Origin of the sequence: Streptomyces sp. NPDC058000 (genome assembly GCF_042886435.1) — a bacterium.
In the GTDB taxonomy this organism is placed as follows: domain Bacteria; phylum Actinomycetota; class Actinomycetes; order Streptomycetales; family Streptomycetaceae; genus Streptomyces.
On sequence record NZ_JBHVQS010000004.1, the window covers coordinates 198,633 to 211,699 of the forward strand.

Consider the following 13,067-nt stretch of genomic DNA (forward strand, 5'->3'; position numbering starts at 1 on the left):
CCGTACGCACCCCGGGCGGCGGTCAGTGCGCCGCCGACTCCCAGTCCTTGCCGGAGCCGATCGAGACATCGAGCGGGGCGCGGAGTTCGACGGCGGCGGCCATCTCCTTCCGGACCACTTCCTCGACCGCGGCGCGCTCGCCGGGGGCCACCTCGACCACGATTTCGTCGTGGACCTGGAGCAGCATCCGGGAGGTCAGCTCCGCCGTGCGCAGCGCGGCGTCGACCCGCAGCATCGCGATCTTGACGATGTCGGCGGCGGTGCCCTGGATCGGGGCGTTCAGCGCCATCCGCTCGGCCATCTCGCGGCGCTGGCGGTTGTCGCTGTTGAGGTCGGGCAGATAGCGGCGGCGGCCCAGGATCGTCTCGGTGTAGCCGGTGGCGCGGGCCTCCTCGACGACGCGCTGGAGGTAGTCGCGCACCCCACCGAACCGCTCGAAGAAGTTGTCCATCAGCTTGCGGGCCTCGTCGGGCTGGATGCCCAGCTGCTGGGAGAGGCCGAACGCGGAGAGTCCGTAGGCCAGGCCGTACGACATCGCCTTGATCTTGCGGCGCATCTCCGGGTCGACGTCGTGCTTGGCGACCGAGAAGACCTGGGAGGCGACGGTGGTGTGCAGGTCCTCGCCGGAGGCGAACGCCTCGATCAGGCCCTCGTCCTCGGAGAGGTGGGCCATCACCCGGAGTTCGATCTGGCTGTAGTCGGCGGTCAGCAGCGACTCGAAGCCCGCGCCGACGACGAAGCCGCGGCGGATCGCCCGGCCCTCGTCCGTCCGCACCGGGATGTTCTGCAGATTGGGGTCGGTGGAGGACAGCCGGCCGGTGGCCGCGACGGTCTGGTTGAAGGTGGTGTGGATCCGGCCGTCCGCGGCGATGGTCTTGATCAGGCCCTCGACCGTGGTCCGCAGCTTGGCCTGCTCCCGGTGGCGGAGCATGATCACCGGGAGTTCGTTGTCGGTCTGGGCGGCCAGCCAGGCCAGCGCGTCTGCGTCGGTGGTGTAGCCGGTCTTGGTCTTCTTGGTCTTGGGCAGGCCCAGCTCACCGAAGAGGACCTCCTGGAGCTGCTTGGGCGAGCCGAGGTTGAACTCGTGGCCGGCCGCGGCGTGCGCCTCCTTGACGGCCTGCTGCACGGCGCCCGCGAACTGCTGCTCCATGCGCTCCAGCCAGCCGCGGTCGGCGGCGATTCCGGCCCGCTCCATCCGGGCCAGCAGCTCGCTGGTGGGCAGCTCGACGTCGCGCAGCAGATCGGTGGCGCCGACCTCGGCCAGCTTCGTATCGAACGCCGTCCCGAGGTCGAGGACCGTGCGGGCCTGCGCCATCAGGGCCTCCGCCTCGGCCTCCTCGTCCGCGCCGAACGCCAGCTGACCGTCGCCGGCGGCGGCCGGGGCGAGATCGCGGCCCAGGTACTCGATGGAGAGGGCGTCCAGCGCGAAGGAGCGGCGGCCGGGCGTGACCAGATAGGCGGCGAGTGCGGTGTCCATGGCGACGCCGTCGATGCGCCAGCCGTGCTCGCCGAAGACCCGCATCAGGCCCTTGGCGTTGTGCATCACCTTGGGCCGGGCCGCATCGGCGCTCCAGGCGGCGAAGGCCCGCTCGTCGGCCTCGTCCAGCTGGGCCGGGTCGAACCAGGCGGCCGGACCCTGCCCGGTGGCCAGCGCCACCTCGGCGACGCTGCCGCTGCCCAGCGTCCACACGTCGACGGTGGCCACGCCCAGCGGTCCGGTGCCATGCTCGACCAGCCACGGGGCGAGCTCGCCGGTGCCGAGGACGGTGCCGTCCACCGCGATGCCGGCGGCCGGCTCGACCGTCTCGTCGGACTCGGCGGCGCCCGGGTCCACGGCCAGGAGGCGGTCCCGCAGGCCCTGGTTGCGGATCTCCAGGGCGTTGAGGAAGACCTTGAGGGCCTCGCGGTCGTAGGGCGCGCGGCTGAGCTCGGCGGGGCCGCAGGGCAGCTCGACGTCCCGGACCATCTCGGTCAGCCGGCGGTTGAGCTGCACCGACTCCAGGTGGTCGCGGAGGTTCTGCCCCGCCTTGCCCTTGACCTCGTCGACGCGCTCCACCAGCTCGGCGAACGAACCGAACTGGTTGATCCACTTCGTGGCGGTCTTCTCACCGACGCCGGGGATGCCGGGGAGGTTGTCCGACGGGTCGCCGCGCAGGGCCGCGAAGTCCGGGTACTGGGCAGGGGTCAGGCCGTACTTCTCGGCGACCTTCTCGGGGGTGAAGCGCGTCAGCTCGGAGACGCCCTTGGTGGGGTAGAGGACCGTGACGTCCTCGGAGACCAGCTGGAAGGAGTCGCGGTCGCCGGTGACGATCGCCACCTCGAAGCCCTGGGCGGTGGCCTGGGTGGCCAGGGTGGCGATGACGTCGTCGGCCTCGAAGCCGTCCACCGCGAAGCGCTTGACGTGCATCGCGTCGAGGAGCTCGCCGATCAGCTCGACCTGGCCCTTGAACTCGTCGGGCGTCTTGGAGCGGTTCGCCTTGTACTCGGGGAACTCCTCGGAGCGCCACGTCTTGCGGGAGACGTCGAACGCCACCGCGAAGTGCGTGGGCGCCTCGTCACGCAGGGTGTTCGCGAGCATCGACGCGAAGCCGTAGATCGCGTTGGTCGGTTGCCCGGTCGCGGTGGTGAAATTCTCCACGGGCAGGGCGAAGAACGCCCGGTACGCCATGGAATGCCCGTCCATCAGGAGCAGGCGCGGACGGCCGCCCGCCGCCTCGGTGCCGGTCGCTTCGCTCATCTTCACTGCCTTTCCTGCCACGCCCCCGATCCTGCCACGCCCCACTGACAATCCCCGCCGCGACGGGAGACACCGAGCCGGCGGACCGCCGACGGACCACCACCGCGGCGCGCCCACCGCCCCGCAGTCCCCTTACTCGCCCCTCCCCGTCCATGACAGGATCGAGGGCGCACGAAGCAGATGTGCACGGCAACGATCCGCCGCGACCCGGCGGCCCGACCCCGGCACACGACCCGAGGGAGAGCGCCATGGCAGGCAAGCCGCCCGCGTCGGACCCCGTCCAGGACGCGCCCGAGGTCGGCGCGCCCCAGCACTCCGCGGTCGGCATCCCGGCCATCGCCCACGCGCTGAAGATCTCCCAGCAGCAGATGGGCGTCCGCCGCACCGCCCTCACCCTGCTGCGGGTCAACCAGAAGAACGGCTTCGACTGCCCCGGTTGCGCCTGGCCCGAGGACGACAAGCGGCACGCCGCCGAATTCTGCGAGAACGGCGCCAAGGCCGTCGCCGAGGAAGCCACCCTGCGGCGGGTCACCCCCGACTTCTTCGCCGCCCACTCGATCGAGGACCTCGCCACCCGCAGCGGCTACTGGCTCGGCCAGCAGGGCCGCCTCACCCACCCCATGTACCTCCCCGAGGGCGCCGACCACTACGAACCGGTCACCTGGAACCGCGCCTTCGACCTCATCGCCGAAGAGCTCACCGCCCTCGCCTCCCCCGACGAGGCCGTCTTCTACACCTCCGGCCGGACGAGCAACGAGGCCGCCTTCCTCTACCAGCTCTTCGCCCGCGAGTTCGGCACCAACAACCTCCCCGACTGCTCCAACATGTGCCACGAGTCCTCCGGCTCCGCACTCACCGGCACCCTCGGCGTCGGCAAGGGCAGCGTCCTGTTGGAGGACCTCTACAAGGCCGACCTGATCATCGTCGCCGGGCAGAACCCGGGCACCAACCACCCCCGGATGCTCGGCGCCCTGGAGAAGGCCAAGGCCGGCGGCGCCAAGATCATCTCGATCAACCCGCTGCCCGAAGCCGGCCTGGAGCGGTTCAAGAACCCCCAGACCCCGCGCGGCCTGGCCGGCGGCGGCACCGCCCTCACCGACCTCTTCCTCCAGGTGCGCATCGGCGGCGACCAGGCCCTCTTCCGCGCCCTCAACCGCCGCATCCTGCAGACCGACGGCGCCCTCGACGAGGACTTCATCCGCGACCACACCCACGGCTTCGAGGAGTTCGCGGCCCTGGCCCGCGCCGGCGAGGACGCCGACGACACCCTGCGCGCCACCGGACTCACCCACGACGAGATCGAGCGCGCCCTGGCCATGGTCCTCGCCTCCGAGCGCACCATCGTGTGCTGGGCGATGGGCCTGACCCAGCACAAGCACTCCGTGCCCACCATCCAGGAGGTCGTCAACCTCCTCTTGCTGCGCGGCAACATCGGCCGCCCCGGAGCCGGCGTCTGCCCCGTACGCGGCCACAGCAACGTCCAGGGCGACCGCACCATGGGCATCTTCGAACGGCCCGCACCGGCCTTCCTCGACGCACTGGAGAAGGAGTTCGGCTTCGCCCCGCCCCGCGAGCACGGCTACGACGTCGTCCGCGCCATCCGCGCCCTGCGCGACGGCCGGGCCAAGGTCTTCTTCGCCATGGGCGGCAACTTCGTCGCCGCCACACCCGACACCGACGTCACCGAAGCCGCCGTCCGACGCGCCCGCCTCACCGTGCACGTCTCCACCAAGCTCAACCGCTCCCACGCGGTCACCGGCGCCCGCGCCCTGATCCTGCCGACCCTGGGCCGCACCGAACGCGACCGCCAGGCGAGCGGCGACCAGTTCGTGACCGTCGAGGACTCCATGGGCATGGTGCACGCCTCCCGCGGCCGCCTGGAGCCCGCCGGCCCCCAACTCCTGTCCGAACCAGCCATCGTCGCCCGCCTCGCCCGCCGCGTCCTCGGCTCCGACAGCAACACCCCCTGGGAGCGGTTCGAGACGGACTACGCCGCGATCCGCGACCGGATCGCCCGCGTCATCCCCGGCTTCGAGGACTTCAACGCCAAGGTCGCCCGCCCCGGAGGCTTCGCCCTGCCCCACGCCCCCCGGGACAGCCGCAGCTTCCCCACCGCCACCGGGAAGGCCAACTTCACGGCCGCCCCCGTGGAATACCCCACCGCCCCCGAAGGGCGGCTGCTCCTCCAGACGCTGCGCTCCCACGACCAGTACAACACCACCATCTACGGCCTCGACGACCGCTACCGCGGCATCAAGAACGGCCGCCGCGTCGTCCTCGTCCACCCCGACGACGCCCATCAACTCGGCTTCGCCGACGGCGCCTACGCCGACCTGATCAGCGAGTGGACCGACGGCAGCGAACGGCGCGCCCCCGGCTTCCGGGTGGTGCACTACCCCACCGCCCGTGGTTGCGCGGCCGCCTACTACCCCGAGACCAACGTCCTGGTACCGCTGGACCACACCGCCGACACCAGCAACACCCCGGCCTCGAAGTCCGTGGTCGTCCGGCTGGAGGCCGCACGGGAGAGCTGACCGCCGGCCCGCGCGGTGCGCGACCACGGGCCGGCAACGGGCACCCCGCAGCGGGCGCCCTCCCCACGACCTGATAGGAACAGGCCCAGATCCGCGACGATCAAGGGCGCGTTCAAGGGCGAGCGAAACGGAGCAGTCCATGGGTGAGCAGAGCACGACCACGTTCCCGCAGGAGATCCTCGATCAGTGGGCCGGCATCGGGGTCGACCTGCCCGCCCTGTTCTCCGCCGGGCACCTGGGCGAGCGGATGAGCGTCCAGGTCACCGAGGCGGCCCCCGAACGCGTCGTCGGCACCATGCCCGTCGAGGGCAACACCCAGCCCTACGGACTGCTGCACGGTGGCGCCTCCGCCGTCCTGGCCGAGACCCTCGGCTCCGTAGGCGCGATGCTGCACGGCGGCCCCACCAAGGCGGCCGTCGGCGTCGACCTCAACTGCACCCACCACCGCGGCGTCCGCTCCGGACTGGTCACCGGCGTGGCCACCCCCGTTCACCGCGGCCGGTCCACCACCACCTACGAGATCACCATCACCGACGAGGACGGCAAGCGGGTCTGCACCGCCCGTCTGACCTGCCTGCTGCGCGACGCCGACCCCGGCATGTACCGCGCCTGACGTCGGATACCAGCCAGCCGGCCGGCGCCTCGGCACCGGCCGCCACGGCCCCGCACCCGGACCCCGGGGCGGGGCCGTTCGCCTTCCCGTAACGCTGCGTAACGCGCACGCCGTGTGGCCGGCCGGCCGAAGACCCTCCTCCCGGCTACCGCCTCCGATCGCCGGGTGTCACAGCGGTGCCGCCCCACCAACTCGGAGCCAGAAGTGCGAGTTCACCCTCCGCTCCACGTCCGTCTCCCGGTAAGGAGCGTGACGGCAAAACGCTCATAGAAGGTCATAACAAGAGCGTCACAAGCTCGACAGGGTCAGTTCCGGCCAGCCGAAGGGCGCCCTAGAGTTCACCGCCAGTCACTGCGCCGCCGGGCGCGCACGAGCACGGCCCTGTACCGCCCCGTACGGCCCGGTGCGCAAACCGGCCAGGCGTCAGCCGTGGCCGTGGCCAAGGAAAGGACTGATCGTGCGTCACCGTTCCTTGCTCCTCATCACCACCGCACTCACCACCGGCGCCCTCACTCTCACCGCCTGCGGATCCCGCGGCGACAACAACAACTCCGACGGCGGGAAAACCACCGTCGTCATCGGACTCGACGCCCCGACCACCGGCGAACTCTCCGCCCTGGGCCTGGGCATCCGCAACTCCGCCCAACTCGCCGTCGACACCGCCAACAAAACCGGCGAGGTCACGAACGTCACCTTCAAGCTCGAACCCCTCGACGACAAGGCACTCCCCAACGTCGGCCAACAGAACGCCACCAAACTCGCCGGCGACAAAAGCGTCCTCGGCATCGTCGGCCCGCTCAACTCCGGCGTCGCCCAGTCCATGCAACAGGTCTCCCAGCAAAACGGCGTCACCCTGATATCCCCCGCCAACACCACCCCCGACCTCACCCAGGGCAAAGACTGGAAACAGAACAGACGCGCCCGCCAATTCCCCACCTATTTCCGCACCGCCACCACCGACGAAGTACAGGGCGCCTTCGACGGCCAGTACGCCTGGGAAAAGATGAAGGCCAAGAAGGCTTACGTCATCGACGACCAGAAGACCTACGGCACCGGCCTGGCCTCCTCCTTCAAGGACCAGCTCGCCAAACTCGGCGGCACCGTCGTCGGCACCGAACACATCAGCCCCGACGACCGCGACTTCAAGGCCATCGTCTCCAAGGTCAAGGCCGCCACCCCCGACATGGTCTTCTACGGCGGCGAATACCCCGCCGCCGGCCCGCTCAGCCAACAACTCAAGGACGGCGGCGTCACCGCCCCACTCATGGGCGGCGACGGCATGTACAGCGCCGACTACATCAAACTCAACAAGAAGGCCCAGGGCGACTACGCCTCCTCGGTCGGCAAGCCCGTCGAACAACTCGCCTCCGCCAAGAAGTTCATCGCCGCCTACCAGGCCGCCGGATTCAAAGAACCTCACGAGGCATACGGCGGCTCCACCTACGACGCCACCTGGGCCCTCATCCAGGCCGTCAAGAAAGTCGTCACCGCCAACAACGGAAAACTCCCCGACGACGCCCGCACAAAAGTCACCACCGCCATGAACACCGTCACCTTCGACGGCGTCACCGGCCACATCGCCTTCGACAAATACGGCGACACCACCAACACCATGATCACCGCCTACCAGGTCGAAAAGAACGCCTGGGTCTCCCGCTTCAGCGCGGAATTCAAGAAGTTCGACAAGAGCTGACCGGCCGCACCGGCCCCACCGACGCACCGGGCCGCGCCCGGCCCCACCCCCCGCCCCGGCGCGGCCCCCGGCACCACGGAAACGCATACCTTCCCACCCACGGAGGCCCTGCGGTGACCGAACTGCCGCAACAGCTGGCCAACGGACTCATCCTCGGCGCGATGTACGGCCTCATCGCGATCGGGTACACGATGGTCTACGGCATCGTCCAGCTCATCAACTTCGCCCACGGCGAGATCTTCATGGTCGGCGGATTCGGCGCCCTCACCGTCTACCTCGCCCTCCCCACCGGCACCGCCCTCGCCGTCGCCCTGCCCGCCATGCTCCTCGGCGGCGTCACGGTGTCCGTCCTCGTCGCCATCGCCGCGGAACGCTTCGCCTACCGCCCGCTCCGCGGCGCCCCCCGCCTCGCCCCCCTCATCACCGCCATCGGCCTGTCCATCGCCCTCCAACAAGCCATCTGGAAGTGGTACCCCGACGGCAAACAAGCCCGCGTCTTCCCGCAGTTCAAAGGCCACGCCCTCAACATCCTCGGCGCCACCGTCCAGCGCGGCGACCTCTTCGTCCTCATCGCCGCCCCCCTGTGCATGACCGCCCTCGGCCTCTACGTCGCCCGCACCCGCACCGGCCGCGCCATGCAGGCCACCGCCCAAGACCCCGACACCGCCCGCCTCATGGGCATCAACACCGACCGCATCATCGTCCTCGCCTTCGCCCTCGGCGCCGCCTTCGCCGGCGTCGCCGCCGTCGCCTACGGCCTGCGCACCGGCGAGGTCCAGTTCCGCATGGGCTTCATCATGGGCCTCAAAGCCTTCACCGCGGCCGTCCTCGGCGGCATCGGCAACATCTACGGCGCCATGCTCGGCGGCATCGTCCTCGGCATCGCCGAAGCCCTCGCCACCGCCTACGTCGAACACCTCCCCGGCATGGAGCAATTCGGCGGCGGCGCCTGGAAAGACGTCTGGGCCTTCGTCCTCCTCATCCTCGTACTCCTCCTGCGCCCCCAGGGCCTCCTGGGCGAACGCGTCGCGGATCGGGCGTGATACCGATGACCACCACACCCCCCGCCACCCCCACGGGCCTCCTCCCCCTCCCCGCCCGCACCGCCCGCCTCACCACCGCGGCCGGCGCCCTCGCCACCGCCGCCACCACCGGCCTCGCCTGGACCTGGACCAGCGACTTCCCCGGCGACCTCACCTACTACGGCTCCCCCGCCGGCCTCCAACTCGTCACCCTCACCGGCGCCCTCCTCACCCTCCTGTTCACCGCCTCCGCACACGGCCTCCCCGGACTCCGCTGGCTCACCCCCGCCGGCCGCACCACCCCCGCCCTCCTCGCCGCCCTCGGCACCTTCGCCGCCACCGCCTTCACCCTCACCGCCATCGCCATCCACCTCGGCGGCCTGGTCAACCTCGAACCCGGCGGCTACCTCGCCGGCGCCACCGCCCTGATCACCCTCCTCGGCGCCCTCGCCCTCCCCCCCGACCAGCCCACCGACCCACCCCCCACCAACCCCCGACAACGCCTGACCGCGGCCCTCACCGCCAGCCCCCTACGGCCCCCCGCCCGCCCCCTCCCCACCTGGGCCGAGCACCTGGCCATCGCCGCCGCCACCGCCACCGCCCTGCTCGCCTTCACCTACGGCATCGACACCGACGACGGCGCCCCCTTCATCGGCTACCTCGTCCTCGTCGCCCTCGCCGTCCCCGCCCTCCACCGCGCCGGACTCCTCGCCCGGCTCACCGCCCTCACCCACCGGCACCGCGGCACCGCCCTCGGCACCGCCTTCCTCGCCGCCGCGGCCTTCCCCTTCACCCAGGACACCGACCAATACACCCTCATCGGCGCCAACATCCTGATCTTCGCCACCGTCGCCCTGGGCCTCAACGTCGTCGTCGGCCTCGCCGGACTCCTCGACCTCGGCTACGTCGCCTTCCTCGGCGTCGGCGCCTACGCCGCCGCCCTCGTCTCCGGCTCCCCCGAATCCGCCCTCGGCCTCCACTTCCCCTTCTGGGCAGCCCTCCTCACCGGCGCCGCGGCCTCCCTCGTCTTCGGCGTCCTCATCGGCGCACCCACCCTCCGCCTCCGCGGCGACTACCTCGCCATCGTCACCCTCGGATTCGGCGAGATCTTCCGCATCGCCATGCTCAACCTCAACGGCACCACCGGCCCCGACATCACCAACGGCGCCATGGGCATCCCCAACATCCCCAACCTGGAGATCCTCGGCTTCAACTTCGGCGAACCCCACCGCATCCTCGGCCTCCCCCTCGCCACCTACGGCAACTACTACCTGCTGATGATCCTCGTCACCGCCCTCGTCGTCCTCGTCTTCCGACGCGCCGCCGCCTCCCGCATCGGCCGCGCCTGGATCGCCATCCGCGAGGACGAAACCGCGGCTGTCGCCATGGGCATCAACAGCTTCCGCCTCCGACTCCTCGCCTTCGCCCTCGGCGCCACCCTCGCCGGACTCGCCGGAACCGTCCATGCACACGTAGTAACCACCGCCACCCCCGAACAATTCCAATTCGCCGGCCCCCAACCCCCCAACTCCGCCTTCCTCCTCGCCGCCGTCATCCTCGGCGGCATGGGCACCCTCAGCGGACCCCTCGTCGGCGCCGCCCTCCTCTTCCTCATCCCCGCCAAACTCGACTTCCTCCAGGACTACCAACTCCTCCTCTTCGGCATCGCCCTCGTCCTCCTCATGCGCCTCCGCCCCGAAGGACTCGTCCCCGACCGCCGCAAACAACTCGAATTCCACGACCCGGACCGACCCGACACCACCCCCGGCATGGGAGTCCCCCCGGCCGGAGCCCGGGGGAGCCTCACCGACCCCACCGGCACCCTCGGCGCCCCCCAGGCAAAGGCGTGACCCCCATGACCACACCCACACCCACACCCGCCACCCGCACCCCGGCGCCCGCGACCGGCCCCCTCCTCGAAGCCACCGACGTCACCATGCGCTTCGGCGGCCTCACCGCCGTCCACCGCGTCGACCTCACCGTCCGCACCGGCGAGATCGTCGGCCTCATCGGCCCCAACGGCGCCGGAAAAACCACCTTCTTCAACTGCCTCACCGGCCTCTACACCCCCACCCAAGGCACCGTCACCTACCGAGGCACCCGCCTCTCCCCCAAACCCCACCTCGTCACCCGAGCCGGCATCGCCCGCACCTTCCAGAACATCCGCCTCTTCGCCAACATGACCGTCCTCGAAAACGTCCTCGTAGGACGCCACACCCGCACCAAAGAAGGACTCTGGTCCGCCCTCCTCCGCACCCCCGCCTTCACCCGCGCCGAACGCCACAGCACCCAACGCGCCACGGAACTCCTCGACTTCACCGGACTCGCCGCCAAACGCGACCACCTCGCCCGCAACCTCCCGTACGGCGAACAACGCAAGCTCGAAATCGCCCGCGCCCTCGCCAGCGAACCCGGACTTCTCCTCCTCGACGAACCCACCGCCGGCATGAACCCCCAGGAAACCCGCGCCACCCAGGACCTCGTCCACGCCATCCGCGACCACGGCACCGCCGTCCTCGTCATCGAGCACGACATGCGCTTCGTCTTCGGCCTCTGCGACCGCGTCGCCGTCCTCGTCCAGGGCCGCAAACTCACCGAAGGCACCCCCCACGCCGTCCAGGCCGACGAACGCGTCATCGCCGCCTACCTCGGCACCACCGACGACACCGCCCCCACCCCCGACACCACCGGAGACCCCACCGGAGACACCCCATGACCCCGCTGCTCGAAGTCGAGGACCTCCACATCGCCTACGGCAAGATCGAAGCCGTCAAAGGCATCTCCTTCACCGTCCGGGCCGGCCAGGTCGTCACCCTCATCGGCACCAACGGCGCCGGGAAGACCACCACCCTGCGCACCCTCTCCGGGCTCCTCACCCCCCGCGCCGGAAAGATCACCTTCGACGGACACCCCCTCAACGGCGTCCCCGCCCACAAGATCGTCCAACGCGGCCTGGCACACTCCCCCGAAGGCCGACGCCTCTTCCCCCGCCTCACCATCACCGAGAACCTCCAACTCGGCGCCTTCCTCCGCAAGGACGCCGCCGCCATCACCGCCGACATCCAACGCGTCTACGACCTCTTCCCGGTCCTCGGCGAACGCCGCCGCCAACCCTCCGGGACCCTCTCCGGCGGCGAACAACAAATGCTCGCCATGGGCCGCGCCCTGATGTCCCGCCCCAAACTCCTCATGCTCGACGAACCCTCCATGGGCCTCTCACCGATCATGATGCGCACCATCACGGACACCATCCGCGCCCTCCGCGACCAGGGCACCACCATCCTCCTCGTCGAACAGAACGCCTACGCCGCGCTCTCCCTCGCCGACGAGGGCCACGTCATGGAAACCGGCCGCATCGCCCTCTCCGGCACCGGCGCGCACCTCCTCCACGACACCTCCGTCCGCAAGACCTACCTCGGCGAGGACTGACCCCCCGCGCACCCCCGGCCGGCGCCGCTCCGCACACACCAAAGCGCCGGCGGCGCCCCACACGGGCACCACCGGCGCTCGACGAACCGGCCCGGGCCTCTCGACCCCGCCGGCCCCGGACCTACTGGTCCTTGCCCTGCTCCTTCGACTGCTCCTTGGCCTGACCCTTCTGCTGCTGACGCTCCGTCGCGTCCTCGATGACCGCCTCGGCCACCTGGTGCATCGACAGCCGACGGTCCATCGACGTCTTCTGGATCCACCGGAACGCGGCCGGCTCCGACAGCCCGTACTCCGTCTGCAGAATGCTCTTCGCCCGGTCCACCAACTTCCGCGTCTCCAGCCGCTGGGTGAGGTCGACGACCTCCTTCTCCAGCGCCCGCAGCTCGGTGAACCGACTTACCGCCATCTCGATCGCCGGCACGACATCGCTCTTCGAGAACGGCTTCACGAGGTACGCCATGGCGCCCGCGTCCCGGGCCCGCTCCACCAGCTCGCGCTGCGAGAACGCGGTCAGCATCAAGACCGGCGCGATGCTCTCCTCGGCGATCTTCTCGGCGGCCGAGATGCCGTCCAGGATCGGCATCTTCACGTCCAGGATCACCAGATCGGGGCGGTGCTCCCGGGCCAGCTCCACGGCTTTCTGGCCGTCCCCGGCCTCGCCGACAACGGAGTAGCCCTCCTCCTCCAGCATCTCCTTGAGGTCGAGACGGATGAGCGCCTCGTCCTCGGCGATCACGACGCGCGTGGTCAGCGGCGGGACGTGCGACTGGTCGCCATCGGCGACGGGCTGCTGGGGCTCGGCAGCACTCAAGGGGACTCCTCGTTCCAGGCAGGTGGTGCTATTGCAGCCTACCTAGAGGCGGTCATCGTTACTCACACGGTATGGTGTCTCGTGCCGCCGGCCGGGTTGGTGGAATGGCATACACGGATGTCTCAAACACATCTGCCCGAAAGGGCTTGCGGGTTCGAATCCCGCACCCGGCACCCACACATCAAGCGGAATTTCACCTTCTCGTGAAATTCCCTCTGAATCATTCCT

The 13,067-nt window shown here is 70.3% G+C and carries 9 protein-coding genes and 1 tRNA gene; 8 read left to right on the top strand and 2 right to left on the bottom strand.

What is annotated here, in order from left to right; genetic code table 11:
• Positions 1-22: 22 nt before the first annotated feature.
• The gene (polA, locus tag ACFVT2_RS07015; RefSeq protein ID WP_390013079.1) at positions 23-2,737 is read right to left on the bottom strand and encodes a DNA polymerase I; all 2,715 of its coding nucleotides are present in this window, start codon (positions 2,735-2,737) and stop codon (positions 23-25) included.
• A gap of 248 nt (positions 2,738-2,985) precedes the next feature.
• Between polA and ACFVT2_RS07020 the strand changes: the two genes are divergently transcribed.
• From ACFVT2_RS07020 to ACFVT2_RS07050, 7 genes are all read left to right on the top strand, one after another.
• Positions 2,986-5,271 (top strand): FdhF/YdeP family oxidoreductase, encoded by a 2,286-nt coding sequence (locus ACFVT2_RS07020; protein ID WP_390013081.1) that lies wholly within the window; start codon positions 2,986-2,988, stop codon positions 5,269-5,271.
• A 139-nt stretch (positions 5,272-5,410) separates the two neighbouring features.
• Positions 5,411-5,884, top strand: a complete 474-nt coding sequence (locus tag ACFVT2_RS07025; protein ID WP_390013083.1) for a PaaI family thioesterase — start codon at positions 5,411-5,413, stop codon at positions 5,882-5,884.
• Positions 5,885-6,356: 472 nt separating this feature from the next.
• A complete protein-coding gene (locus ACFVT2_RS07030; RefSeq protein WP_390013215.1) occupies positions 6,357-7,577 on the top strand; it encodes a branched-chain amino acid ABC transporter substrate-binding protein in 1,221 nt (406 codons plus the stop codon).
• 113 nt (positions 7,578-7,690) lie between these two features.
• The gene (locus ACFVT2_RS07035) at positions 7,691-8,620 is read left to right on the top strand and encodes a branched-chain amino acid ABC transporter permease (RefSeq protein WP_390013085.1); all 930 of its coding nucleotides are present in this window, start codon (positions 7,691-7,693) and stop codon (positions 8,618-8,620) included.
• A gap of 5 nt (positions 8,621-8,625) precedes the next feature.
• The gene (locus ACFVT2_RS07040; RefSeq protein WP_390013087.1) at positions 8,626-10,449 is read left to right on the top strand and encodes a branched-chain amino acid ABC transporter permease; all 1,824 of its coding nucleotides are present in this window, start codon (positions 8,626-8,628) and stop codon (positions 10,447-10,449) included.
• Between the two features lie 5 nt (positions 10,450-10,454).
• The gene (locus ACFVT2_RS07045; protein ID WP_390013089.1) at positions 10,455-11,315 is read left to right on the top strand and encodes an ABC transporter ATP-binding protein; all 861 of its coding nucleotides are present in this window, start codon (positions 10,455-10,457) and stop codon (positions 11,313-11,315) included.
• The gene (locus ACFVT2_RS07050; RefSeq protein ID WP_390013091.1) at positions 11,312-12,028 is read left to right on the top strand and encodes an ABC transporter ATP-binding protein; all 717 of its coding nucleotides are present in this window, start codon (positions 11,312-11,314) and stop codon (positions 12,026-12,028) included. The genes ACFVT2_RS07045 and ACFVT2_RS07050 overlap by 4 nt, the downstream gene beginning before the upstream one ends.
• 121 nt (positions 12,029-12,149) lie before the next feature.
• Here the strand turns inward: ACFVT2_RS07050 and ACFVT2_RS07055 are convergent, their stop codons facing one another.
• Entirely contained in the window at positions 12,150-12,839 is a 690-nt protein-coding gene (locus ACFVT2_RS07055) for an ANTAR domain-containing response regulator (protein ID WP_390013093.1), read from the bottom strand.
• A 90-nt stretch (positions 12,840-12,929) separates the two neighbouring features.
• Here ACFVT2_RS07055 and ACFVT2_RS07060 point away from each other — a divergent pair.
• Positions 12,930-13,012: transfer RNA gene (locus ACFVT2_RS07060), tRNA-Leu, on the top strand.
• Positions 13,013-13,067: the final 55 nt, after the last annotated feature.